This is a genomic window from Mucilaginibacter sp. SJ, assembly GCF_028993635.1.
Classification (GTDB): Bacteria; Bacteroidota; Bacteroidia; order Sphingobacteriales; family Sphingobacteriaceae; genus Mucilaginibacter.
Genome location: NZ_CP118631.1, coordinates 5,858,409 through 5,882,476, shown reverse-complemented (window position 1 = coordinate 5,882,476; position 24,068 = coordinate 5,858,409). Strand labels below are relative to the sequence as shown.

Below are 24,068 nucleotides of genomic sequence, written 5' to 3'. Positions count from 1 at the left end.
CAGATTAAATGAATGCAAATATGAAAACCCTGATAGCGATTATTTTTACGCTTTTAATAACTGCCCAATCAGAATTGGTGTTGGCCCAGGAATCTTTAAAGATTACCGGCAAGATAGTCGGCAAGGATAGCAGGCCGCTGGACGGGGCTTCGGTCTATTTACTCCGCGGTGCTGATTCTGTATTGGTTAAAACCACTTTAGCAAACAATGATGGCAGCTTTGCGCTTACCGGGCTAAATAAAGGCATTTACCGCCTGTCGGTAACGATGATGGGTTTTGCGGCTTACAGGAGTGATACTTTTCAGCTGCAACAGCAGGATCTCGCTTTTCCCCTGATCACTTTGTCAGCAAAAGGAACCTTATTGAAAGAAGTGACCATCAAATCCTCCAAACCCCTTGTGGAGCAAAAGATCGACCGTACAGTGGTTAATGTGGATGCACTGATCAGTAATGCAGGCTCTTCTGCTATGGATGTGCTGGAAAAATCACCAGGGGTAACCGTTGAACAGGGCGGTGCGATCAGCCTGAAAGGCAAAGGCAATGTGCAGGTATATGTAGATGATAAACCCGTTAATTTATCGGGCGCCGAACTGGAGAATTACCTGCGGTCGCTTTCCTCATCTACCATTGACCAGGTAGAACTGATGAGCAATCCACCTGCTAAATATGACGCCGGCGGCACCGGCGGCATTATCAATATCCGCAGGAAACGGAGCAAGGCCGCCGGGTTTAACGGGGGGATTAACCTGAGCTATTCGCAGGGCCGGTACGGAAAGACGAATAACAGCTTTAATTTCAATTACCGGGACAATAAATTCAATATTTTCGGGAACCTGGGTTACAGCACCACGAGCAACTATAACGACCTCGATATTAACCGCCATTTTGAAAACTCAGATGGCAACCCCATCTCCAGTCTGCTGCAAACTTCCTATATCCGTCCGACTTCACAAAGCTACAGCAGCCGAATCGGTATGGATTATTATGCTTCGGACAGGACTACCTTTGGTATGGCATTTACCGGGCTGTCTTCTCCCGGAGACCTGGCAACCAACAGCACCAGCCAAATAACGGATTCAAAAAATGTGCTCGATTCTACCACAGTAGCGAACAACCGGGACCGCCGGCATTTTACCAATACAGGGTTCAATCTCAATTACCGGCACCAGTATGCGCAGAAAGGACAGGAACTGACTGCTGATGCGGATTACCTGACCTATCATACTAATCATGATCAATCGTTTAACAATATTACCTACCTGCCTGACGGCAGCATCACCAATCAGGATCTGCTGACCGGTCATATTCCGGCCACGATCCGGATTTATACGGCGAAAGCAGATTATACGCAGCCGCTGGCTGGTGACGTTAAACTCGCTGCCGGGTTAAAGACCAGCTATACCCAAACCGATAATACTGCGAACTACTTTAACACCGTGGGAGATGTCACTACTCCTGATTATGACAAAACGAACCATTTTATTTATAAAGAACAAATCAATGCAGGGTATATCAATATCAATAAGGATTTCAGGCGTTTTTCGCTTCAAGCCGGCTTGCGTTTTGAAAACACGATTTCAGACGGGCACCAGTTAGGGAATATCCAAAAGCCGGATTCGGTTTTTAAAAGGAATTATAACGGGCTGTTCCCCACGCTATTTTTGCAGTACAAGCTGGATACAGCAGGAAACCAGAGTTTGGGCCTGAATTATGGCAGGCGGATCGATCGCCCGGCCTATCAGGACCTCAACCCTTTTCTTTCACCCATTGATAAATTTACTTATTATACCGGTAACCCATTTCTAAAGCCGTCTTATACGCAGAATATAGACCTGTCGCATTCTTATAAAAACATCACGACCACGCTGAGCTACAGTAAGACCAAAGATGATATGTATGAAACGATTGAGATCTTAAACGGCATTTATTACAGCAGGCCAGGTAATATAGGCAGCACCGTCAATCTCGGCTTGTCGGTTGATGCGGGTTTTGATCCCGCCAGCTGGTTCAGTTTCCATATTTATGCTTACGGAGGGACTGTGCATACGGTCAGTAATTTTTATACGGGCACACTGGATACCAGGGGCTCCTTATTCATCGTCGACCCGATGCTCCAGTTTAAGTTAGCCCATGACTGGACCATGCAACTGGACGGCAGTTACCAGGGCCCGCATATTTCGGCACAGGTGAAGGTTGGGGAAAGGAAAAGGCTGAATATGGGTATAGCTAAAAAACTGTCGGCCAGTACCACGATCAGGCTGGTGGTTAATGATGTGTTCCGTTCTTATGTCAACAGCGGGGTAATTGGTAACCTGGCCCTGACCCGTGCAGATTACCACAATGTGATGGATACCCGTACGGCGGTCATTTCTTTCAGCTATCGTTTTGGTAAGGTGATAGCCGGTCAGCGGCGGCATGAAGCGAATGGTGCGGAGGATGAAAAGAACCGGGTCAAGCAATAAAACAAGTACAAAATCCCCGACAGATTGAAAGCTGTTAAAATTATGTCTGCTACATTGGCTATATGGATAAACAGGATGCAAAAAGTCACCAGGTTGCAGTGTAAATGTATAAAACTTGAAAGCCATAATTCCTAAAGTGTATTTTTATGAAATCAACCTTTGCTATTTTGTCTATGATTTTCTATTCCTGTTTCTATGTTATAAAAAGATTGACGGAGAGAATACCCGTTCAATGCTTCCTGCTATTCTTGTTGCTAATGGCTACCCGGCAGGCATTGTCACAACCAAGCAAGGTAATAATGGATCAGCTTGCCGGGCGGTTGAACGCATATACAGATAATCAGCCCCAGGCTTCTGTTTATTTGAGGACGAGTAAAGATATCTTTGAATCGGTAGAGGATCTTTGGTTTAAAGCCTATTTGCTCGATGCACAATCTTATGTCCCTTTCGGATTGGATAAAACGCTTTATGTCAGGCTCGTTAACAAAAATAGAGATAGTGTAGTATGGGAAGAAAAATACTTTGTAAAGAATGGTGTAGCGGCCGGGCACATTTTTCTTGATCGTTCTTTACCTGAGGGCGATTATTTTTTGTCCGCCTATTCTGCCCATTCCTTTTATAATAACAGGCCCCATTATCAGGCAATAAAAATGGTTAAAGTCATCAGGCAAACCAATTCCCTGTTAAAGGGAAAAGCTACCGGAATAACCAGCGATCTTCATCCGCAACAAAGTATCCAGTTCAGCATTCTTCCTGAGGGTGGCCAATTGGTTTCCGGCATTAGGAATACGGTTGCCTTTAAAGCTGTAGATAAGAGTGGTGAACCGCTTGACGTTACAGGTAAATTGCTCCAGGGGAATTTGCCCGTAACTACGTTTAAAAGCGCACACGCGGGTATGGGCAGCTTTTATTTTACGCCTATACCCGGTGTTAAATATCAGGTACAGTTAACCAGCCTTAAAACTGATAAGCTTTATCCTTTGCCGGCGATACGTGACAAGGGCATGGTTATTCATTTATTAAAAAATGAAAAAGACAGCCTGACATTTAACATAATTCAAAGCCCAGGCTCGGTAAAACAGGCTGTTTTTTTGAGGGTTCAGATACGTGGCCGAATTCAATCAATAGCTGCAGGTATATTGGGTGATAGCCTTAAGGTAAAAATCCCTACGATTAATTTGCCTCAGGGCATTGCGGAAGTAACCCTTTTTGATCAGGAGCTAAGGCCTTTAGCCGAACGACTGGTTTACCTTAATCCGGACAAAGCATTAAATATCAGTACCAGTTTATCCAGGGAAAGCTATAAAACCAGGGAAAAGGTTTCCGTTAAAATAAAGACTGTTGATAAAGATGGAAAGCCTGTGCCCGCAAATATTGGCGTGAGTGTGTATGACAACATTTACCACAATGCGGAAGACGTTAAAGATATTCTGACCCATTATTACCTTTCTACCCAGCTAAAGGGAAAGATATACAATCCTGGATATTATTTTGATCCCGGTCATAATGACCGCAAAGAGGCGATGGATTTGCTGTTACTTACCCAGGGCTGGCGATGTTATTTGTGGAATGAGGATGAATTAAAGGAATTAAAACAGGGAAAACAAGTACTTACCGATAGTACAAAAGGCCGGCTAATTGCTGTTAACCCTAAAAAGACCACTCCAAAGCAGCAGATGCTGATGGTTTTTAGTACCGACGAAAGCCAAAAGCGGATGTTGATGAGCGATAGTTCAGGCCAATTTGCATTGGCTCCTGAAGACTTTGTGAAAGGGCGATGGCTGTACCTTAAACATTTTGATGCAGGAAACGGAAAATATACTCTATCTGTGGAAGATTACTTTAAGGCAATAGCAGATTTTAGTAAAAATATGGAATATGAATATCCTGTTGCTGACAGAACTATGAAAGAAAAAAAAGATGATATTCCTCCCGGTAGAATGAACATGGGCACCATTAATTTAGACGAGGTAAAAGTTGTGGCTAAAAAACAGACCGTATTTAGGGATAAGTATATGGGGCATTTAGACAGTTTGGCCAAATTTGAAGGAAATACAGATTTTGTAGCTCCTAATAGTTCCTGGTTGAATATCCCGGTAGGCTATGGCGGCACAAGACCGGTAGAAGGAAAAACCTATATCACCTGGAATGGGCCGAATCCTCCCAGTTCTTTCCCTTTTAGTTTTGACGCGACTAATTCAAAGCATGTTGTTTATCATTATCCAAAATTCACCGAAGAAGAGCTGTTAAAAAAATTCAACCTTTCAAGAATTAAGGGCTATTACGAACAGCGGGAATTTTATCAGCCTGATTTTGACAAAGAGCAAAATTCGCTTCCCGATTACAGGAATACATTGCTTTGGGCACCCGACGTAATTACTAACGAAAATGGAGAAGCAATTGTAGAGTTCTTCTGCTCAGATATTAACAGCAGTTTTCTGGGTATTGTTGAGGGGATCGGGCAAGAGGGGCTGCTTGGTAAAAAAGAATTTCATTTTAATGTTGTTAAGTGAACTATCGCCATGATCATAGGTTCAAAGTAAACCATTCCGGTTGATGTAGCGCTTTTTGGATTCCCTTCGTAATGGTTATTAACCTTAAAACTTATGAAGAAATTAACCATTACCCTGACTGCCTGCTTTTAATGATCATGTGTTTTACCAATTGTAAAAAAGATAATTCGGTTAGACCGGAAAACCTACTTGCCGGAGACTGACATGAGCTTGATTCAAGTGGGCAATCTCTTTCCCTGAAATTTAGCAAAGATCATGCTTTTTCATCTTCTGCAGTTGTGACAGGGACCACGATGAAGTATTCTGGAACTTATAGGTAAAGGCGGGAGCTTTGCGTGTCACTGCAACGGAGATGTCGGTGCAGGAACCGGGGAAATCAGTACAAACTACCGCTGTCAGTGACGAGCTGTTCCCGGAGGCGACTTACAGCATCAAAAACGACACCCTTAAGCTGACTTACCAAACTCATAAGGCCGTACGGGCCGGTGGTGCCCATTACCGTCAGGTTCCGCAAAATAATGACTATTGATTAAGCAGAATGGAGATTTAGAAGCTTTGCCCAAGTTATTTCAGCATGCCACCCAGTCTAAATCCAACAAAGAGGATCCAGGAAAAAGTTAATATTAACATCAAACTCCCGATGAGCAAATGCCATGTGTAACCTATGTCTTAGTCAAAATGATTAAAATCCATTACCTCTTTTTTCTATTGCCGCTGTGCTGCCAAATCGGTTTTAGCCATGCGCAATAGAGGGAAAAACTTTATCACCTGGAATGTGCCGAATCTTCCCCATTCCTACCCTTTTAGATTCGATACTGCTAATTCAAAACAGGTTGTTTATTATTATCTAAAATTTACTGAGGAGGAGTTACAAAAAAAGTTTAATCTTTCAAGAATTATAGATATTATGAGCAGCGGGAATTTATCAGCCCGATTATGATAAAGAGCCCAATTCACTTTTTGAATTATGGAAACACATTACTATGGCCCCCAAAATCACTACTAACAAAAATGGAGAAGCAACTGTAGACTACTTCTGCTCAGACGTTAACAGCTGTTTTCTATATGCTGTTGAAGGTGTGGGGCAACAGCGACTGCTTGGTAAAAAAGATTTTCATTTTATTGTAATTAAAGGAAATATAACCATTGATCATCAATTTCCTCTTCTAAGCCCAGCTGTATTATCAAAAACCGTATAAAGAAGATCTGAAGAAGATGCCACAGTACATTTTATAATGGTGGTATTTCTAATTTGCATCATTTATTTGTTGAATAGCCGCCCTTGCTACTTTTGCACCGGCAGGATCATTGAGGCCGGTACGTTGGTCTTTAATAATGTTCAAAAACCTGATCATAAAAGGTGCTGCGCCGTCACCTTTGTACCGGATAGCCAATTGTTTTAATTCACCAATGCCTTGCAAAACAGCTTCCTGCCTGGTTAATCGTCCTACCATCCCCGAAAATGCTTTGGTCAGGTGCACCTGATCCTGGAACCCGGCTGCCTTATAACGTTGGTAAACAAAGGGCCACTGGGTATCATCCCCCCTCTCAGCATAAACGCTGATGATGGCTTGCGTCAGTTCTCTCTCATTGTCATTTTCAAAGCGCTTGGCTAAACTGAAGCCCAATGTCGGGTCTATGTGACTGATAGCGTTCAGTGCAGAACCAGATACCGAATATGATGGACTGTTAAGCCCTTGTTTGAATAGTTCAAGGTAAGCCGGGTCTTTTAAAACCGACAGGGTATTGATCGCATCTGCCTGCACTAAAGTGTTCGGGTCCGTACGTGCAATATTGGCCAGTAATGGCAGGGCGGCATTCCGCAGGTCGGTGTTAATATTTTGGATATCTTCCTTGTTTTGGTTAAGTGCTTGGATCGCTTTCCTGCGCAGGCCGGAGAATGGGTCTTTTAAAGCAGCGATCAGCACCCGCTGCGCCTGCAGGTCATCTGTATTCTTTTCTGCAAAGTCCATGGCTTCATAACGGTCAAGGTAAAGCGGCGCATGAAAATATTGGTAAACCAATTCTGTAGGGGTCTTATGATCCGTCTTCTCCGCAACTAATATTTTATCAGCATCAACGTTAACCAGATCTGGCTTTGACGGCATTTTAAAAGTTAGGGTATCTGAATGATTCCGGAGCCAGACCCGGTGACGTTCTTTTACACCGCCTGTATACACATCCACAGCAACTGGTAAGGTAAAAGCGGTTCCATCCTGTGTTTGATGGACGAAAATCTTTTGCGTTTTTGCTGCCTCATCCCATAGGTATCGGATGTCCAGTACCGGGTGGCCTGCGCCATAATACCACTGATTAAAGAACCAGTTCAGGTCAAGGCCGCTGGCTTCTTCCAGCGCCATTCTCAATTGCGGCACTTCGGCATTTTTAAAGGCGTAGGTGGTCAGGTAAAGATGCAAGCCCTTATAAAATGCTACATCACCCAGGTAGTTTCGAAGCATATTTAAAACGCGCCCACCTTTGGAATAGGTAATGCCAAATGGGTCTTTGGGATTGGTATAATAAAAAGTGACCAGGTTTTTGGCCCGGGCATCATGGCTGTCCAGGTAATTCTGCAAGCCGTACTGGAGATGTCCGTCCGCCGCGTCCTTGCCGTATTTGTGCTCCAGCCAGATCAACTCTCCAAAATCTGCAAAGGATTCGTTGAGGGTGATATTGCTCCAGCTTTCACAGGTCACATAATCACCAAACCACTGATGGAACAGCTCATGTTCGATGCCAGGGTTGTAATAACTGTCTGCGAGTTCTCTTCTGGTGGAAACGTTACCAAATATAGCCGCGGTTGTATTTTCCATCGCCCCGCCTACATAATCACGAACAGATACCTCCGCATATTTGTTCCAGGGGAAGTCAACCCCTAAAGTTTTGGAAAAAAAATCAATGGCTTCTGGTACAACACCGAAATTATCTTTTGCGTAAGGAGCGTATTTCGGTTCCAGATAATAACTGACTTGTTTTCCGTGCCAGCTGTCCTTAATGATCTTAAAGTCACCCACCGCCATCATGAACAGGTATGGCGAATGCGGGAGCTCCATTTTCCAAGTATCCGTGCGTGTGCCGTCAGGATTATTTTTTTGTGATTCAAGGCGGCCGTTAGACAAGCTGACATATTTGCGGGGAACGGTCATACTGATCTCCTGGGTGGTTTTTTGATTTGGCTTATCGATCGTAGGGAACCAGCACGAATTATTTTCCGGTTCACCAAGTGTCCAGATCTGTGTTGGCTTATCCTTTTCGGCGCCGTCCGGATTAATAAAATATAAGCCATGCTCATTGTTACGCCGTCCTTTTAATTCTTCAGGCTTTGATGTATAGTCAATGTACAAAGTATAGTTTTCGGCAGGTTGATAAATCTTGTCCAGTCTGATATTTAAACTCAAACTGTCATAAGAGAAATGCAGGGGTATGTTTTTGCCATTTTTCGAGATCGCGATAGTGCGAATATCCATTCCTTTAGCGTCCAGCCGCAGCGTATCAGTGGGGTAAAAATGAGGCTTTAACGTAACCCATTCCTCACCATATAAATAACGTTTTTTATAATCAAAACGGACATCCAGCCGGGTGTGCACCAGATCATTGATCTTAGAGGCCGTTTCGCGGTAGCCTTTTACCGGGAAGGCCGATTTGAGGTCTTGGGCCAAAGTCTGTGAAAATAACCCGTTCAACAGGGCTATAAAGCCAATAGCAACAGCTAAATAAATTCTTTTCATATAAATGTTGATTTCATGATGATACTTAGGTTAAAAAAGGGCAATACTTTCCAATGCCCGCTTTCGGGGCAGTTTATTTCAAGGAAGATTGCACTAAATATTTATGGCGTTATTTATGGTTTCTCCTGGCGATTAATAAAGAAGTAATACCCCAGAAAGCTTGCCGCAAGGCTGAAGGACATGATAGCCAGGGAGTGTATGCCCAATGGCTGAAAATAATCCACGAAAGACAAGCCCGTGCCTAAGCCCATTAAAAGAGCGAACCATTTGATCGTTGCATTTTTATTGTCCCTGGTAACGGGCTGTAATAATTGGGATACCACATGGTCTGGCGCCCCCTTTTCAATCAGTTTATTTTTCAGTCGGTAATCCAGTAGCCATTTGATAAAGGCCAGAATGACCACTGAAAATATCACGATAGTTAAAATGGTGCTGGAAAGATGTAGTGCTTCAAACTTTAATGAGCTATCGCTGTACTGATCCGGATCTGCTTTTGCAGCCAGAGATGCCACGGTGGCGGCTATAGTGATGATGAGTTTTTTCATGTTATATTTTAATGTTGCCGATACAGGATTAGACCGGTCGCTCAATTTAAAGTTGCATTTTCATTAGTAATTCAGGGAGTTCATTTGTTTCCGGTATTTCCTGAAAATTTCAAGGCCTTGAAATACCAGAATAAGGATGGCAGCAAGAACGATCAGGTATAGCGCGACAGGTAAAACTCCATTGAACATCTTTAGTAATTCGTCCCTGTATAAGTAAATTGGAATAATAAGAGAGCCAATGGCTGCAAAAACAAGCAGATAGACCCATGTATCTCCAGCGGTAACTTTTGACTTTTGCACGGGTAGTTGCGCGATGACGAGGCTGGCTACATCGAAATCAAAAGCAGGTTTTGGCAGATCATTGATTGTAGAAAGAATTGACCGGTAATTTGCTGCTTTACTGCTGCATAAAGGGCATGAACTAAGGTGCTTAATATCTTCTGAACGGCCTTGTCCCAAAACAAACCCCTGAATTTCTTCTTCGCTTAAATGACTATTATTCATAGTTCCTCCTTTTTATATTTAGCCAAAATATTTTCTTTTAACATTTTCCGGGCCCTAAATAAATAACTTTTAATAGTGCCTTCCGGCATGCCAGTAATCTGCACCATCTCATCATTGCTCAATTCTTCCTGATATAAAGAGATCAAGGTTTTGTAAACCGGCGAAAGCCGCTCAATTTCGAACACCAGGATCTCCTTAAGCTCTTTTTTGATCAATAGCGTTTCAGGCTCATTACTGAATAGGTTAATGGAGCGTTTGCTGATCTGTTCCAGTGACTGCTTGTCAGATCCATCTCCATCATCCATCTGATCCAGTAGTAATAACTTCTTTTTTTCCAGGTAGTGCAGGCAGGTATGATAAGCAATTTGCCCGATCCATGTGGATAGTTTGGATTTAAACCCGAAGCCCGATAGTTTGTTAAATGCCTTTAAATAAATATCCTGAACCAGGTCCTTTCGGTCAGCGCTATTAGCCACCATTTTAAAAACGATCATAGCCACCAATCCTTCCGTATTTTTGATGATTTTTCCAAAAGCATAGTTGTCACCGGTCAATACCTTCTCAACCAGTTCTTTGTCTGCCGTATGATATGCCGAATGATGATCCACTTTGATTGATTAGACCGGTATCTCTATATAAAGTTGCAATAAACATTTAGATTATCCAGACATGTTATCGTAAGACCAATTAAGCGCTTTATTTGATTTTAGTCTTTCCGATAAATTCATCCGCGTTTTCAAAGGAATATCTACTGGTCTGATCTAATTGGATTTTATTAATTGCATTGACAACGTCGTCCGGTATTGGCATTCCATCGATTGTTTTTCTATACCTATTTTCAGGTACCCAATATCTATTGCCGAAGATTACATAAATTAGCGACCAGGGTGTACGCTTGGTACCTATGTGCGTACGTACGCTAAGGGTAGAACGTTCGTTGTCATTGATGAAGCATGAAAATATTTCCCTGACTGAAATCGCATATTCCAGCAATTTTTCGGATCAGAGCCATTTTATCCGAAATTTTAAGCACTGTACCGCGCTATTGCCAAAGCAGTACCGAAAACTCTAAACAGAGAATAAGTAAGGCAAATTACGTTCTATTTTCCTACTTTCCTGAGAATTACATTTGAAAAAAAAAATTGAATATGAAGTATATCATCACCATACTGTTCTTGTCTTGTCAACTGATTGATACTGCCGATGCGCAGCAGTTCAAAGTAAGTTATTCCCCATCGGCATTCAACAGTCAGTTCACTGGCAATGTCATACTGTATATTTCGAAAAAGGCAGCCGAGCCTAAAAATGAGCTATATGAACCTTGTTACCGACAAATTGTAAAATCTGTTAAACCCGGTGAAGCTGTTGTTTTTGACGATAAGGCCATTGCTCACCCTGCACCTTTAAGTAAGCTGGAGCGCGGCATCTATTATGTACAGGCGGTTTGGGACAGGGACCTGGGCGGCCGAAATATTGGAACAAGCCCGGGCAACCTGTACAGCAAAAGCGTGCAGATTAGTTTTAATACTGATACAACACAAATAATCAATTTGGTGTGTGATCAGGTGGTACCACAACTTGTTTTTGTAAACAGCACCTATGTAAAGGAGCTTAAAGCCCCGCCTAAATTGCTAAGTAGTTTAGCCATCGACCAATGACTGTAGATGGAGCTGTTATTTTACCTAAGCAATATTTCAGCGAAACAGGAAGGAAATTCCCGGTTGTGTTTATAATTAACGGCTACGGTAGTGATTACCACCATTATTCCAAAGAAAATGGTGACACCCTTGCCGCTTTCCCAATCGATACCACCGCCTGTATCAAGGTGTTTCTATATGGCAATTATCGTTTGGGACATAATGTTTATGCCAACAGCGAGAACACGGGGCCCTGGGCTGATGCTTTAATACGCGAATTTATTCCATTGCTCGAAAAAGAGTATCGTTGTAACGGTGCTTTCCTGGCTAAAGGCCATAGCAGCGGCGGACGGGCGTGTCTGTGGCTGCAGATACATTACCCCCAATTATTTGCAGGGATCAATGCTAGCGCGCCCGACCCTGTCGATTTCCGGTCGTGCGTAAAAGAGAATAAGTATACGGAAGAGCCTATTAAAAATTATAAATACGATTATGAAAAAGTGATCTATCGCGGTGAACAGGGAATTTCCTTTAATGCAGTTTACGGACGACGCGACAAAAATGGACAAGTAAGGCATCTATATGACTATACTACCGGCAAAATGCGACCGGATGTATTGGAACACTGGAAACGGTATGATACATCGCTTTATCTCAGAAAGAACTGGCCTCGTTTGAAGAACGACTTGCGGGTCAAAATACGAATATCCGTGGGTAACGAGCTAAGATACTGACTAAGACGCTCTCTGTAACACAAAATAAAGCAAGGTACAATGTACAGAAATTCTGGGTTGGCTGTTTACCATAAAGCGCATCCTTGGTAAATTAAAATAAATAAAGAGTAAAAGTCTTCAATCGTTCTTACAAGTTAAGTTAAGAGCTAATAAAGAAGCACCCTCCGAAGCGGGTGCTTTTCCTGTTGCCCCAAATTCACTGAGCAATGTCTTAGATCATGAGAAGGTTTTCATTTAATGTTCTTTCTCTGATCCCATGATCTGGTTTAAATCACCTTTTATTCTCGTACTTTAAATCAAGCTTATACCGGTATGACCTTTACCGCGTAGGCCACCTGCTCCGGGAGGTTGGGTGGCAGCGTAACGGTTAAGCCTTCCGTATTCCTGGTCATTTGCAGGAATTGCCCTGTTCCGGTTAGCTCAACCCTGCTGATGGGCTTCGGATAAAGTGAATGATCTGCTGCCAAGCTTTTAATACTTATTTTTCCATCAGCGGGTGTACCCAATACGATGGCGTATAAGATATCCCCTTTAGTAGTAAAACGGATATCCTGCGAGGTAAAGGGTTTTCCCTTACCCTCGTTAAAACCTTGCGCACTTAATGGGGCGGCATTTTCCATTGCCGGACCTTCACCAAATACCTTCCACGGACGGGTGGCGTAGATACTTTCGCTATTGATCTTCATCCATGCAGCGATATCTTCTACTACCGCTCTTTCTTTTTCATCTATCGTGCCATCCCCCCGTACTGGCACATTCAACAACAGATTACCGTTCTTACTGACCACATCTGCCAGAGTATGGATCACTGTTTTCGCGGTTTTATAACAGTTACGATCGTATACGCGCCGGTCATAATGCCATTCGCCGATACAGGTATCGGTCTGCCAGACAAAGGGCTCTATTTTATTGCTTTGGCCGCGCTCTATATCCCAAACCATGCATTTTTGCTGCTGTGAATCCAGTATTTTTCCGAACAATACTGCTTCCAGCTTGCCGTTGTGCCTTTTCATGTTACTGTTATACATATGTGCCGCTATCTTTAAACCGGCATCGCTCACGGGCCAGAGCGGCAGGGCGGTATCATCAAAGTAGATCAGATCAGGATCATATTTATCGAGCAGGTCAATGGTTCGGTTCAAAAAATTATCACAATAGGCTTTGCTGGGCGCAACTGCACCATTTTGCCATCCCCATTGTCCGTGTATGCTGTTAGGGTTGGCAGTATCCCTACTTAGTGCATGGTTTTGGGCATACAATTCCTGCGGATCAAGCCCGTCCCACCATTTTTCCTTACCATCAGCTTTAGTCAATTTGCCGTCATAAAGTATACCCGCCATCGAACCGTTCTTATCTGCCAGCTGTGCCGATTCATACCAGCGCCAGGCGTGAGATGCATGTACGCTTACACCAAACCGCAAACCGTGGTTTTTAGCAGCCTTTGCCCAGCCGCCTATTAAGTCTTTTTTAGGGCCTACTTTGGTACTGTTCCATTTGGGTTGGTATTTACTGTTATACAGGTCGAGGTTATCGTGGTGATTGGCCAATGCGAAGAAATACTGAGCACCTGCATTTTTATATAGGCCAACCAGTTCTTCGGGATTCCAGTGCTCTGCCTTCCATTCGTTGATGACATCTTTAAATCCAAATTTTGATGGGTGCCCGTATTTTTCACAATGAAATTTATACTGATCGCTGCCCTCCTGGTACATGCCACGGGCATACCAGTCGCCACGTTCCGGCTGGCATTGCGGCCCCCAATGCGCCCACATACCAAATTTGGCATCACGGAACCAGTCCGGAACCTGGTACTGCGTCAGCGAATCCCAAGTCGGCTGAAAAGGACCGGAGGCAATACCTGTGTTTGAATAGGACCGCGTCAAACTATTTCCATACAGCTTGGACAGGTACAAGGAAGATAATCCTGTAGCTAAACCTTTAATTAATGTTCTTCTTTTCATAACAGCGAAACTCTCGGTAGATTTAATTGAAATAACCAGGAAGGAGGGGCAGTAGCAATACTTTCCTTTCCTCCCCGGTGTGATTGTTATAATATTAACGGGAATATTTATAAGCCTGTCGAGTAGACCCGGGGAGTTTCACCCCAAGTCCCTCATAGAACCGTGCTTAACAGTCGCCCGTTACACGGCTCTTATTAACCATTACACCGGAGTCGGTCCTAGACTCCGCGTGTTTTGCTTTCATCCTTTGCTACCTCCTGATTGCTCAGTTTTGCGGCGGATATAGAAAGCTTGTTAATACATCTCCTTCGCTCCATTCCCATTACAGGAACTTCGTCACTACTACGGGATGTTCCGCCCCTGTGCCACCCATCGGTACTTTCCCTCTTGCAGTGTCATCAGCTTGAGGTTTTCCCTTAACATGATGGCGACAGGTTCTCACGTTCCATACAAAAGCCTGTGTTAAGCTCGTGCCATTTATACGCCGGATATCGCAAAGCCAGTAAACAGGTTCCCGCCTTGCTTGTCCCTCGGTGCTATTGTACCTCAGTTTCGATATCGTCTAATCCTTTCGACGCCTCTTCAATGGTTCACTTGCGTTCACCTTCTTAACACTTACCTGACACCTTTAATGATGCCTTTTCCGCTAATGCTCACTACCAAGGCTCTTTACCAAAGCAGCTTAGCGGTAGTTTGGAACCTGCTCCTGTAAGCCGATTCCGAGGGGCCGTCCCTCATCTTTTGTACAGCATTAATTTTCATTGCATGAAAATTATTCGTGACACTCAATAACCCGGATTCTGCTTTAAATTAGGGTTTATCTGCATTTCTGATTGAGGAATTGGCCATAACTCATTTTTTCCGGTAATAAAAGCCCGCTTTTTGTACAGGTAAAAGCCATTGGCATCTACCGGAAATTGCGTGTAAGTTGATGGCGAATTAGTCAGTTTCATACCAGTAAATTGACGGTTGTTTTCTGACCCGATGATTCCCCAGCGTAAGCAATCATAATATCTAAGGCCTTCGAACGCGAATTCTATATGGCGCTCTCTTCTTATGATCGTACGCAAGGCATCTTTATCTGTGGTGGTTACAGCCGGCATTTTTACAGCGGCTCTGCCTCGTACTTTATTAATAGTTTGATCTAATAACGACTGCGTTATTGGGGCTCCTGACTCCAATTGAGATTCCAGATAGCCTAAAAGCACCTCAGCATACCTGATTATAGGGAAGTTATTACCATCGTTACTTACGTTACCAAGAGTAGGATCATCTTCAAGGAACTTATAAATTGCATATCCGCTCCATACACCCGGGTATTCGTCAAGCCTGTCAGGCTTATTGGTGCCCGGATCCGATGAGTAAGTAGTACCCCTGAATTTAGTACGATTGTTGATCATTACCGTAAAATCTAACCTCGGATCACGATTATTGTACGGGTTATTTTTGTCATATAACGGAGATTTGTCAATTGTCGAGCCATCCATACATTCATAATCCTGAACAAGCTCGTTGAAAGGAGAGTATTGGTGCCATCCTCCCCAGGTCTCCGGTGTTAGATATTGAAGTAAGGAATGACTATAAGTATTTTGAATATACTGCATGGACATAATCACTTCATGACTTAGCTCACCGGCATTCAAAAATAATTCACGGTATCTGGGATCTATAATGTAGTAACCAAAATTCATGATGGTTTGGTAACTCTGCGCAGCGTCCGTCCATTTTTTTTCTGCCATTTGCAAACGGCCCAGTATGGCCAGTGCCGAGGCGGCAGTCATGTGTCCCTGCTGGGCGTCCGGAACACTGGGCGGCATTAAGGCAGCCGCGGCTTTCAGTTCGGTCTCACAAAAAGCGTATACTCCCGCCTGATTAGTTTGCGTATTGCTGTTGGACTGTTCAACTGTTTGTACGTGCTGTATCAACGGTACATTGCCGAAATAGAGCGCGAGGTTGAAATAATTGTAAGCCCTAATCGTACGCACTTCACCGATCATTACGTTTTTTGCGGTAGCGTCCATGGTCACACCGTCTATATGATCCAGAAAATTATTACACTTGGTAATTTGATTATACGCCCCGGAATAGTAGGCACCAACAAAACTATAGGATGCATTCAAAGTACCGTCTGTAAAATGGTCCGGGATCGATTCTTTTTCCGAGCCATCACCTGCCATTAGATCGAGGTTTACCATGGAAGTACCTGCCCAGAAATTGTAACCGGTATAGCCGGCTCCAGAGTTATATACCCCTGCAAGGGCAAGCTTTGCATCTGATGCTGATTTCCAGAACGAAGCATCTGATAATGCGGATAGAGGCTGTTTATCTAAAATATTTTTCTGACAGCTTGCTAAGGAGCATGCAATAACTACTGCCATAATTAACCAGGATTTGCTTCCGACGAAGCAGCGTTTAATATTTTTCATTTGTGTTGAATTAATGATTTAATAAAACAGCTTAAAATTTAAGGTTTAAACCAAAGGTGTATAATTTGGTAAGCGGGTAGTAGGAAGGACCATCATTATATGCTTGTTGCACTTCCGGGTCAAATCCCGGGAAGAATTTTTTCCATGTATACAGGTTTTGGCCGCCTACAAATAATCTTAAGCGCGCAATGTGTAGCTTTTGTAAAACGCTATTGGTAAATGAGTAGCCTATTTGCGCATTCTTCAGTCTTACAAAGCTTGCGTCCCTGATAAAGAAAGTAGAAGACTGCACGTTTTCACTTCCCTGGCTTAAATTGGTAATTTGCGGATATTTGGCATTGGGATTTGGATTGCCAGGAGTCCATGCATTATCAACCTGCCATTGCTGTATATTACCACCATTGTAATAAGCAAAAGTATTATAATAGCTTATCTGCCTTGAGAAACCGGCTAATCCCTGAAACAAAGCCGATGCATCGAACCCTTTGTAGGAAGCGTTTAATGTAAGACCGAATGAATATTTGGGGTTTGTATTTGCAATAACTTTGCGGTCGTTTGTGGCATCTACCTTACCATCGCCATTGAGGTCTTTAAAGCGGATTACCCCGGGTTTGCCGGCAATTGGTTGGGTTGGATAACCGGCAACGTCGGCGGCATTGGTAAAGATGCCATCAGCTACATAGCCGTAAATGGTATTAAGCGGTTGGCCAACAAATAAGCCGGCCCCTATATTTTGCTGCAAATCGCCGGCTATTTTAGTTACAATGCTTTTAGCATATGAAAAATTAGGCGCTATGCTAAAATTAACCTGCCCAATATGGTCGCTGTATTTTAGATTGGCTTCAAAACCGGTATTGCGCATAGAGCCCGCATTACTTGTCGGAGGATTTAAGCCCAGCGTAGCGGAAGCCGGTACTACATATAAGATCCCGGTGGTTACCTTATTATAAAGTTCTACTGTTCCGCTAATTTTGCCTTTAAATAAATCAAAATCCAAACCAATATCGCTGGTAGTAGTCGTTTCCCATTTGATATTTATATTAGAAAGGTTTGTTAAAGCGGCCCCCGGGGCACTAACACCACCAAAAGTGTAGTTTTGACCAAGGGATATTAAGTTTTGGTAAGGATAATTTGGTACGGCCTGGTTACCTAAACTTCCTGTTGAAGCACGAAATTTAAGCTGATCTATCCAGGTGAAATTGTCTTTAATAAATGACTCTTCAGATACCCTCCAACCGACTGAAACCGATGGAAAAAACGCGAACCGGTTAGATGACGGGAACCGCGATGATCCGTCATTTCTGAAACTGGCTTCCACAAGGTACTTGCCGGCAAAATCATAATTAAACCTCCCAAAATAGGACTGCAAGGCATTTTGAGACCCCGAACCGCCATTTTGCTGATTGGTGGAAGCACCCACATCCAGTTGGTACAGTAAATTATTCGGGAAGTTATCCCGTGATGCGGAGAAGCCCTGGTTAGCTTCATTTTCCTGTTGATAGCCGGCAAGAATAGAAAAATTGTGCTTTTTATAGGACCGGGCATATTTCAATATCGAGTTCAGGGTAACAATAGATCCGTCAGCGTTACTCTGGTTAAGGTTATTAGGCCCGATATAGGTGTTTGCATCAAACTGAACTGTTGGATAGAAAGATTGAGATTGATTGTTATAGTAACGATAACCTGCCTGGCCACTCAGGGATAATCCCTGAACGATTGTCCAGGATAAACTAACGCTTCCTAAAAAGTTTTTGCTCGAAAATTTGGAGAAAGACGGGCTTGCCAGCCAGCCTTCGGGGCTAAAAGCGTCCTGGTGACCGAACGTACCATCGGATTTTAAACCTGCGTAGGTATTTGGTTCACGTGCAGCATAACCGATAATACCGTTTATGCCGCCGCCCGCGCCAATTGGCTGTGTATTGTTTTTTGAGAAACCCGACATATTAACTTTTAAAAGCAGGTTATCTTTTAGTTTACTATCAATATTCAGCAAAAAATTGTAAGTTTTTGCATTAGTTTCTGCCGTGATACCGTTCTGGTTACGGTAGGTCGTGGAGAATAAATAGGTGCTTTTAGCATCGCCGCCTGAAAAACTCAAATTGTGATCAGTTTGAAATCCGTTGCCGGAATTCAAAAGATTCTTCAGGTGATACACATTTGGAAAATTGTCGGGGTCTGCTCCGCTCTGGTATTTTGCAACCGTAGCATCCGACTGGCCGGTTAATTTCGCGTAAGTTGCCGAACTAACAAATGTCGGCAGGTCGGTAGCGTTTTGCCATCCAAAATAATTATTATAGTTAACAGCCATTTTTCCACTCTGGCCGCGTTTGGTCTCTACCAAAACAACGCCGTTTGCAGCACGGCTGCCATAAATAGCTGCGGCAGAGGCATCTTTCAAAATGGAAACACTTTTGATGTTATCAGGGTCAATATCATCTAATGAGCTGACCGCTAAACCATCCTGCAGGATCAGTGGCGCACTTCCGGCACCAAATGTACCGATACCTCGAATCGTGATACCGGCAGCGTCGCCACCCGGACGGCCGCCGCTTTGTTGTATCTGAACACCGGTAACCAGGCCGCTTAGCACCTGCGATCCTGATGTAAATGGCCTGTTTTCGATATCTGCGGAACTTGCGGTTGCTACAGAACCGGTGACGTTTACTTTCTTTTGTGTACCATAGCCAACAACGACCACATCGTTTAAAGATTGATTCATCTCTTCAAGCACGACGTCAATATTCTTTTGATCGCTTATAGGAACTTCTTTAGCAGCATAGCCAATTGAGGTAAATACCAGTACGCCGCTGTTTTCCGGAACTTTAATAGAATAGGCACCGTTGGAATTAGTTACAGCACCGGTAGACGTTCCTTTCAGTTTGACAGTAACTCCCGGTACCGGCTGTCCTTTTTTATCCGTAACCCTGCCCCTTATGACAGTTTCATTTTTATCCGTTGCCGGTGCGGGTTGTCTTTCTTTAATGATGATCGTTTTCTTGTCGAGAAATACATAAGTTACAGGCTGATCCTTAAAACAAGCATCTAAAACCTCTTTTAAAGGCAAGTTCTTAACAGAAAGCGTAACGGGCTTAGTTTCATTCAGCATGTCGCTGTCATACAAGAAATTATACCCGCTCTGCTTGCGCAGGTCCTTAAAAACGTTTTGTAATGAGGTGTTTTTTACGTTTAAACTGATTTGTTGTGCGTACGATGATGCGCTTACATGCAGACAGGTGGCTATCAATACGATGATGGTAAGTTTCATGACACACAGGAATTTATTTACCGCACAGGAATTCCACCTGTATGGAAATTCAATAGAATCTTTATACATTTGAATAGGGTTTATTAAAATTGGTTAGTCGATCAATTCATGATATATCCTTTAAAATGCCCGCACAGGCATCTTGGCCGGGAGCGCTACAACGCTTCCGGTTTTGTTTAAAGGGATATAATGATTATAAATGGGGGATAGAGTACAGCTATGGCATAACGGTGATCCTCCTTCCTTCAACTTTAAAGTGAACAGATCCTGTTAATTCAAGGGCTTTCAATACGGTCCCTACATCTTCATAACGGGATACGGAGCCGCCAAAATTTCTCCTCGCCATTTTTTCGCTAAAAGCAACATCTACGTCATACCATCTGGATATTTGCCGCATGATGGTTTGAATACTTTCATTGTTAAAAGCAAAGAATCCGTTTTTCCAGGCTGTTTCGTCATCGACATTTACATCCTTCACCTCAAATAACGAGGTTTGGTTATTCAAAACGCCTTGTTCACCTGGTTTTAAAAGCGCCTCCTGCCCATTCTTGAATAATCTCACCTTTCCTTCCAGCAGGGTTGTTTTGACCACTTTTTCGTTGCTGTAAGCCATTACATTAAAATGTGTCCCCAGCACCTGCACTTCCAGGCCATCTACAACTACCTTAAAAGGTTTAGCTGCATTTTTTGCAACTTCAAAATAGGCTTCTCCTGATAACTCAACTTTTCGATCCTTTCCGGAAAAGCTGGATGGATATTTCAGCGCTGTCGCGGCATTCAACCATACCTTTGTTCCGTCGGATAGCACGATTTGATATTGCCCCCCGCGGGGAGTTGTTACCATATTTTGAGCCGGTTCATCAATGTCGGAAGTCTTATTGCCGGCAGTTCTATTGTCTTTGTACACAAGCAATCCTTCTTTGGTTTTACTGACCTGAACACCTGCCTGCGTGGTGATTTCTCCATTTTTTATGTCGTTAAGCACTACAACAGCTCCACCGGCCATCGTTAGGTAGGCTTTATTGCCGCCCGGGCGTATTACTGACTGGTTCTGCCTGGCAATTAAAGACGAATTATTTTTTGAATGGTAGGACAATTTCCAGATCAGCAATGCGGAAGAAACACAGATAAAGAGAACAGCGGCGATTTTTAACCAGGAAAAGACCGGAGCCCTTCCAAGCTTTGTTTTTGATTGACTCCGTTTAAACTTGCTGTGAATATCAGCATATATAGCTTTCTCATTACCAAGATCCGGATCCCAATGGCCATCCGGAAGTATCATATTATCCCGGTAGTTATCCAGCAATGCTTTTTCTGCTGCTGAACACGCTCCGGATAAATACTTTTCGTATAAAGACAGGTATTCCTCTTTGGTCATCGTGAAATAATAATTGTTGGGTGGCTTACACTTATTAAGTGTAGATTTAACAACCAATTTCACATACTTTTATTTTTATTTTTTTTAGGGTTAATGCTTCGGTTATAATCGACGGCATTACGCTATAGGCTACACCATCCGGTACCTTTAACGTAACTGAAAATATATGCAATAGCTTTTAACCCGCTATGCTCTTTTAATGTATTTGTCCGGCTTAAAAAATTAAAGGAGAGATAGGAAATATAAAGTTTTTAGTAATTTTATCCAACCAATTATATGTCTAAAAAGCATCTTGAGGATTTTGAACTATGGGAGCTCATTCGTACAGGTAGCGAACCGGCTTTTGATGTGCTGTTTAAACGCTATTGGATAAGTCTGTACAAATTGGCTTATAGCTATCTGAAGGATTCGGAAGTTAGCAAGGAAATTGTCCACGATGTTTTTATAAGCATTTGGAATAGAAAAAATGACCTCGAGATCCATTCATTTCGCAATTTCTTGCTTACGGCAATCAGATATGAAATTTATAATCGCATGCGCTCCGCAAAGCTGCAGGTCGTGTACACACCGGATTATGCCGATGCGGATTGTTTGTCTGATCAGAATTCCGGAGATGAGCGTATACAGCAACAAGAATTGGAGCAAGATTTAAATCAATATCTAGAACAATTACCCAAGCGGTGTAACCTCATTTTTCAGATGAGCAGGAATAAACATTTAACCAATGACGAAATCGCAACTATCTTGGGTGTATCTAAACGAACAGTAGATAATCAGCTTTCTTTGGCGGTAAAACATTTAAAAACTTGTTATAAAAGTCGTTCAAAGACTGCTTTTACGACTTTATTTGTGTTACTATTATCAGCAATTTTTGAAGGACTTAATTTGTTTTTACATCTTAAAAATTAATTGGTCTTTAGTTGTGTCATAAGCATAGCGGATGACAATTGCTGCGTTTTGTGCTCTCGTCAGATCAGCCAATTTGGAAATTTCACAAATGGTGTGCAAACAATTTGCCCCATCGCAGGATTCATCTTCTTGGGTTTCCAGTTCTAAGCGGCATTCGTTTAAACCGACGCGTTTTAATACCTCGATTTTGCGAAGCGCAGCTAATAAACCGACTTTAGCTTGATCAAAATAACAGAATAGAATAATAACCAACGGCGACTGAATATCTTCCTCAGTCTTTAGAAACGTCCGGATAATTGTATCATTCCCTGACTGATTTTATGCAACTAAACGCATTAAAAGCTGAATATCCTCCAAAAAGTGATTGTATAGTTGTATCGGTAAGTGTACAAAAGCACAGTCAAAGTGCTTCAAAAAGCCCCAAAATCAATGATTTGGGGCTTTTTTTGTTATAAACCCACTCAAAATCCGCAAATAAACATAAAATGGGATCAAGCAGAAAAATTGTGGGGGAGAAAAAAAAGTGTTTGCTTTGTGGATATAATAATCAACACGCGTCCACTTGTCATCAGCCCACGAAACCCTTGTCCATTTAATCTTACCAAAAGGCCTTTTAGACTATTTTGAACTTACCGATGTCCGTTCATCAGAGAATGGAGCGTTGAACATATCTGGAGGAGAAGAACCTTGCTCCATCAGGTTATGATAAGTCACAGTTAGAGTCAAAAGGCTTTTTACCAGAGACAGCTATTCAGGATTTTCCTATCCGCGGCCATAAAGTAGCCTTATGTATAAAAAGGCGCAGATGGGAAGTTAAAGCGAGTGGTGAGCTTATCACAAGAGACTGGGATTTAGTAAGAAAAGGGGCGCGAATGACAACGGAATTCGGCACTTTTTTAAAAGGAATATTTGGATAATAATCCCATCAGCAGCCATTTATTAGGCCGGCTATACCAGGTAGATGGCAAGCAGCTCGGTCAGCAATACAAAGATCACCTAAGTGATTTTCATAGCTGGAGCCAAAAGGATCATGCGGAAGACCTGATGCTGTTTGCAGATAACACAGGCCCTTATCTGAGTATAGATGAAACCGCGTTAAGCAATGGGGAACTCTATACCATTGTTACCAACAAACAAGCCAAAGGGAATAAAAAAGCCATAGTGGCGATGATCAAAGGCACACAGTCTGAACAAATCATCGCTGTACTGGAGAAAATACCCTTAAGGTCAAGGAATAAAGTAAAGGAGGTAACGATGGACATGGCGGCAAACATGATCAAAGCTATACGCAGATGTTTTAGCAATGCTGTGCGGGTCGTGGACCGATTCCATGTACAAAAGCTGGCTTATGACGCTGTTCAGGAAGCAAGAATAAAATATCGCTGGGAAGCTCTTGATGCGGAAAGTAAGCTGATTGAACAGGCCCGGAAAAACAAACAATCCTATCAGCCCGAAGTGCTCAGTAATGGCGATACTTTAAAACAATTACTCGCCGGAAGCAGATACTTGCTGTTCAAGCATCGATCTAAATGGACGCTATCACAAAAGGAAAGGGCTGATCTGCTTTTTTCAAGATATCCGGAACTGCTCAAAGCTTATAATCTTGCTATCAGCTTAGGTAATATATTCACTAATTGTAAAACCAAAGTGATCGCCTTTAAAAAACTGGCTATATGGTATAATGAGGTGGAAGACTCTGGTATTAATGCTTTTAAAACCGTTGCAAGGTCCGTTCAGCAACATTATGAATCTATCTTGAACTTCTTCGATAACAGAAGTACAAACGCATCTGCAGAATCTTTCAATGCTAAAGTTAAAGCTTTCAGAGCTACTCTCAGAGGTCTAAGAGATACTTCATTCTTTCTATTCAGACTTGCTAAAATCTATGCTTAAACTTTCATCCCCCCAACTTTTCGGTCTGAGCCCATAAAATTCTATTGAGTAATTCATTGAGTCACCTACAACAAAAAAAAGACTCAATGAAAACCTTACAATAGACTGAAAAT

The 24,068-nt window shown here is 42.7% G+C and carries 18 protein-coding genes; 10 read left to right on the top strand and 8 right to left on the bottom strand.

Annotated features, from left to right (window positions below; all coding sequences use genetic code 11):
• Nucleotides 1-20: 20 nt before the first annotated feature.
• From MusilaSJ_RS24290 to MusilaSJ_RS24275, 4 genes are all read left to right on the top strand, one after another.
• Nucleotides 21-2,462, top strand: a complete 2,442-nt coding sequence (locus MusilaSJ_RS24290; protein WP_274987349.1) for a TonB-dependent receptor — start codon at nt 21-23, stop codon at nt 2,460-2,462.
• Between the two features lie 209 nt (nt 2,463-2,671).
• Entirely contained in the window at nt 2,672-4,975 is a 2,304-nt protein-coding gene (locus MusilaSJ_RS24285; RefSeq protein WP_274987348.1) for a hypothetical protein, read from the top strand.
• Nucleotides 4,976-5,306: 331 nt separating this feature from the next.
• Nucleotides 5,307-5,504, top strand: coding sequence for a hypothetical protein (locus tag MusilaSJ_RS24280; RefSeq protein ID WP_274987347.1), 198 nt, complete (start codon nt 5,307-5,309; stop codon nt 5,502-5,504).
• A 454-nt stretch (nt 5,505-5,958) separates the two neighbouring features.
• Entirely contained in the window at nt 5,959-6,174 is a 216-nt protein-coding gene (locus tag MusilaSJ_RS24275) for a hypothetical protein (protein ID WP_274987346.1), read from the top strand.
• 48 nt (nt 6,175-6,222) lie between these two features.
• On the opposite strand, the gene MusilaSJ_RS24270 is transcribed toward MusilaSJ_RS24275, so the two are convergent.
• The 4 genes from MusilaSJ_RS24270 to MusilaSJ_RS24255 all read right to left on the bottom strand — a co-directional run bounded on the left by MusilaSJ_RS24270 (nt 6,223) and on the right by MusilaSJ_RS24255 (nt 10,360).
• Nucleotides 6,223-8,703 carry a M1 family aminopeptidase gene (locus MusilaSJ_RS24270; protein WP_274987345.1) on the bottom strand — a complete coding sequence of 827 codons (2,481 nt, stop codon included), beginning with the start codon at nt 8,701-8,703 and terminating at the stop codon, nt 6,223-6,225.
• A gap of 113 nt (nt 8,704-8,816) precedes the next feature.
• Nucleotides 8,817-9,248, bottom strand: a complete 432-nt coding sequence (locus MusilaSJ_RS24265) for a hypothetical protein (protein WP_274987344.1) — start codon at nt 9,246-9,248, stop codon at nt 8,817-8,819.
• Nucleotides 9,249-9,311: 63 nt separating this feature from the next.
• Nucleotides 9,312-9,752, bottom strand: coding sequence for a hypothetical protein (locus MusilaSJ_RS24260; protein ID WP_274987343.1), 441 nt, complete (start codon nt 9,750-9,752; stop codon nt 9,312-9,314).
• On the bottom strand, nt 9,749-10,360 hold the full coding sequence (locus MusilaSJ_RS24255) for an RNA polymerase sigma factor (protein ID WP_274987342.1): 612 nt from the start codon (nt 10,358-10,360) through the stop codon (nt 9,749-9,751). The genes MusilaSJ_RS24260 and MusilaSJ_RS24255 overlap by 4 nt, the downstream gene beginning before the upstream one ends.
• Nucleotides 10,361-10,656: 296 nt before the next feature.
• Here MusilaSJ_RS24255 and MusilaSJ_RS28160 point away from each other — a divergent pair, with 296 nt between their 5' ends.
• The 3 genes from MusilaSJ_RS28160 (at nt 10,657) to MusilaSJ_RS24245 (ending at nt 12,123) form a co-directional block, all read left to right on the top strand.
• Nucleotides 10,657-10,824 (top strand): helix-turn-helix domain-containing protein, encoded by a 168-nt coding sequence (locus tag MusilaSJ_RS28160; RefSeq protein ID WP_446725123.1) that lies wholly within the window; start codon nt 10,657-10,659, stop codon nt 10,822-10,824.
• A 76-nt stretch (nt 10,825-10,900) separates the two neighbouring features.
• Nucleotides 10,901-11,410, top strand: coding sequence for a hypothetical protein (locus MusilaSJ_RS24250; RefSeq protein ID WP_274987341.1), 510 nt, complete (start codon nt 10,901-10,903; stop codon nt 11,408-11,410).
• Nucleotides 11,407-12,123 carry an alpha/beta hydrolase-fold protein gene (locus tag MusilaSJ_RS24245; RefSeq protein ID WP_274987340.1) on the top strand — a complete coding sequence of 239 codons (717 nt, stop codon included), beginning with the start codon at nt 11,407-11,409 and terminating at the stop codon, nt 12,121-12,123. The genes MusilaSJ_RS24250 and MusilaSJ_RS24245 overlap by 4 nt, the downstream gene beginning before the upstream one ends.
• Nucleotides 12,124-12,425: 302 nt before the next feature.
• Here the strand turns inward: MusilaSJ_RS24245 and MusilaSJ_RS24240 are convergent, their stop codons facing one another.
• From MusilaSJ_RS24240 to MusilaSJ_RS24225, 4 genes are all read right to left on the bottom strand, one after another.
• The gene (locus MusilaSJ_RS24240) at nt 12,426-14,084 is read right to left on the bottom strand and encodes an alpha-L-fucosidase (RefSeq protein WP_274987339.1); all 1,659 of its coding nucleotides are present in this window, start codon (nt 14,082-14,084) and stop codon (nt 12,426-12,428) included.
• Between the two features lie 785 nt (nt 14,085-14,869).
• Complete coding sequence (locus MusilaSJ_RS24235) at nt 14,870-16,510, bottom strand: RagB/SusD family nutrient uptake outer membrane protein (protein ID WP_274987338.1); 1,641 nt, start codon at nt 16,508-16,510, stop codon at nt 14,870-14,872.
• A gap of 31 nt (nt 16,511-16,541) precedes the next feature.
• Nucleotides 16,542-19,775, bottom strand: coding sequence for a TonB-dependent receptor (locus tag MusilaSJ_RS24230; protein ID WP_274987337.1), 3,234 nt, complete (start codon nt 19,773-19,775; stop codon nt 16,542-16,544).
• Between the two features lie 217 nt (nt 19,776-19,992).
• Nucleotides 19,993-21,153 carry a FecR family protein gene (locus tag MusilaSJ_RS24225; protein WP_274987336.1) on the bottom strand — a complete coding sequence of 387 codons (1,161 nt, stop codon included), beginning with the start codon at nt 21,151-21,153 and terminating at the stop codon, nt 19,993-19,995.
• Nucleotides 21,154-21,429: 276 nt separating this feature from the next.
• Here MusilaSJ_RS24225 and MusilaSJ_RS24220 point away from each other — a divergent pair, with 276 nt between their 5' ends.
• From MusilaSJ_RS24220 to MusilaSJ_RS24215, 3 genes are all read left to right on the top strand, one after another.
• Nucleotides 21,430-22,062 carry an RNA polymerase sigma factor gene (locus tag MusilaSJ_RS24220; RefSeq protein ID WP_274987335.1) on the top strand — a complete coding sequence of 211 codons (633 nt, stop codon included), beginning with the start codon at nt 21,430-21,432 and terminating at the stop codon, nt 22,060-22,062.
• Nucleotides 22,063-22,733: 671 nt separating this feature from the next.
• Nucleotides 22,734-22,979 (top strand): ISAon1 family transposase N-terminal region protein, encoded by a 246-nt coding sequence (locus MusilaSJ_RS28155; RefSeq protein WP_446725152.1) that lies wholly within the window; start codon nt 22,734-22,736, stop codon nt 22,977-22,979.
• A complete protein-coding gene (locus MusilaSJ_RS24215; RefSeq protein WP_446725122.1) occupies nt 22,972-23,955 on the top strand; it encodes an ISAon1 family transposase in 984 nt (327 codons plus the stop codon). The genes MusilaSJ_RS28155 and MusilaSJ_RS24215 overlap by 8 nt, the downstream gene beginning before the upstream one ends.
• The last annotated feature ends 113 nt before the right edge of the window (nt 23,956-24,068 follow it).

Excerpts from the sequence above, each read along its gene's own strand:
- MusilaSJ_RS24260 (WP_274987343.1), bottom strand. The coding sequence starts at position 9,752 with ATGAATAATAGTCATTTAAGCGAAGAAGAAATTCAGGGGTTTGTTTTG.
- MusilaSJ_RS24290 (WP_274987349.1), top strand. The coding sequence starts at position 21 with ATGAAAACCCTGATAGCGATTATTTTTACGCTTTTAATAACTGCCCAA.
- MusilaSJ_RS24225 (WP_274987336.1), bottom strand. The coding sequence starts at position 21,153 with ATGACCAAAGAGGAATACCTGTCTTTATACGAAAAGTATTTATCCGGA.
- MusilaSJ_RS24270 (WP_274987345.1), bottom strand. The coding sequence starts at position 8,703 with ATGAAAAGAATTTATTTAGCTGTTGCTATTGGCTTTATAGCCCTGTTG.
- MusilaSJ_RS24230 (WP_274987337.1), bottom strand. The coding sequence starts at position 19,775 with ATGAAACTTACCATCATCGTATTGATAGCCACCTGTCTGCATGTAAGC.
- MusilaSJ_RS24265 (WP_274987344.1), bottom strand. The coding sequence starts at position 9,248 with ATGAAAAAACTCATCATCACTATAGCCGCCACCGTGGCATCTCTGGCT.
- MusilaSJ_RS28160 (WP_446725123.1), top strand. The coding sequence starts at position 10,657 with ATGTGCGTACGTACGCTAAGGGTAGAACGTTCGTTGTCATTGATGAAG.
- MusilaSJ_RS24250 (WP_274987341.1), top strand. The coding sequence starts at position 10,901 with ATGAAGTATATCATCACCATACTGTTCTTGTCTTGTCAACTGATTGAT.
- MusilaSJ_RS24275 (WP_274987346.1), top strand. The coding sequence starts at position 5,959 with ATGGCCCCCAAAATCACTACTAACAAAAATGGAGAAGCAACTGTAGAC.
- MusilaSJ_RS24240 (WP_274987339.1), bottom strand. The coding sequence starts at position 14,084 with ATGAAAAGAAGAACATTAATTAAAGGTTTAGCTACAGGATTATCTTCC.
- MusilaSJ_RS24235 (WP_274987338.1), bottom strand. The coding sequence starts at position 16,510 with ATGAAAAATATTAAACGCTGCTTCGTCGGAAGCAAATCCTGGTTAATT.
- MusilaSJ_RS24245 (WP_274987340.1), top strand. The coding sequence starts at position 11,407 with ATGACTGTAGATGGAGCTGTTATTTTACCTAAGCAATATTTCAGCGAA.
- MusilaSJ_RS24220 (WP_274987335.1), top strand. The coding sequence starts at position 21,430 with ATGTCTAAAAAGCATCTTGAGGATTTTGAACTATGGGAGCTCATTCGT.